The organism is Roseomonas sp. TAS13 (assembly GCF_001950415.1).
Taxonomy (GTDB): Bacteria; Pseudomonadota; Alphaproteobacteria; order Acetobacterales; family Acetobacteraceae; genus Roseomonas; species Roseomonas mucosa.
Genome location: NZ_BDLP01000647.1, coordinates 1 through 1,357, shown reverse-complemented (window position 1 = coordinate 1,357; position 1,357 = coordinate 1). Strand labels below are relative to the sequence as shown.

1 protein-coding gene is annotated in these 1,357 nt (G+C 75.3%); it reads left to right on the top strand.

Annotated features, from left to right (window positions below; genetic code table 11):
* On the top strand, nucleotides 1-1,357 hold a 1,357-nt coding region (locus tag ROTAS13_RS27590), incomplete at both ends, for a hypothetical protein (protein WP_171979240.1).

Here is a 1,357-nt window from a genome sequence, read left to right as displayed (position 1 = left end):
CCCCACGCCGCCTCGGCGCGGCGGCGGCGGCGGTGCTCGCCCTGGCGCTGGCCGGCCTCTGGTTCGCGCCACGCCTGCTCGACTGGACCGCCTGGCGCGGCCAGCTCGCCAGCCTGGCGGCGCAGCGGCTGGGCATGGCGGTGACACTGTCCGGCCCGGTCCATCTGACCCTGCTGCCGGAGCCGATGCTGGAGGCCGAGGGCGTCACGGTCGGGTTGCCGGAAGCCTCGCTGGGCTTCGGCGCACGGGCGCTGAACCTGAAGCTGGATGGCTGGTCCCTGCTGGCCGGGCGCATGGCGCCGCGCGAGCTGACGCTGGTCGGGGCGGATATCCGCCTGCCCTGGCCGCCGGTGCCGAGCTTCGCCTTCTCCGCCTCGCTGGCCTCCTTCCAGGCGGAGGTGGTGGACAGCCGTCTCACCATCGGCAGCATGGTCTTCGAACGGGTGCGGGCGAAGCTCTCCGCCGGCTCCTATTCCGAGGCGATGCGCGCCACCGGCAGCTTCGTGCCCATGGAGGTCTGGGCCGGGAGGGAGGTGCGCTTCGACGCCACGCTGGGCCGGGCGGGCTTCGACGGCACCATGCCGCTGGACCTGACGCTGTCTTCCGGCGGCACCACGCTCGCGGCGCGCGGCACCCTGCCACCCGAGGGCGGGCTGGAGGGGCGGATCGAGGCCTCGGGGCCGGATCTCTCGCTGATGCTGCCGGGGCCGCCGGGGCCCTTCCGGGCGCAGGGGCGGCTTTCCGCCTCGGCCGACCTGATCATCGCGGATGGGCTGGACCTCGATTTCAACGGCAACCCGGCGCGCGGGGCGATGACGCTGCGGCTGCGACCGCAGCCCCGGCTGGACCTGTCGCTGGCGGCCGGGCGGCTGAACCTCGATCCCTGGCAGAACAGCCTGCGCGCCGGCGGCGGCCTGCCCTTCGGCCTGGATTTCTCGGTGGAGGCGGCGACCCTGCGCGGCGTGCCGCTGCGGCGCCTGCGTGCCTCCGTCTTCCGCGACGGGGACCGGCTGAGCCTGACCGATGCCTCCGCTGTTTTGCCGGGCGAGACCCAGGTGACGATGAACGGCGCGACCGCCGGCAAGCGGCTGGAGACGGTGCTGGATTTCCGCAGCGAGGAGCTGCGGGCGACGCTGGCGGCGCTGGGCTGGCCGTTGCCGAGCCTGGCGCCGGACCGGCTGCAACACGCGGATGGCCGTGCCCGGCTGGTGATCGAGGACGGGCAGGTGGCCGTGCCGGAGCTGAGCGCCACGGTGGACGGCACGCGCCTGTCCGGCGCGGGCGTGTTCCGGCAGGGCTTCGCATCGCCGCCAGGGGCGGGTTCCGCCGCCGGCCAGGGCGGCGCCCCCCAGCCCGG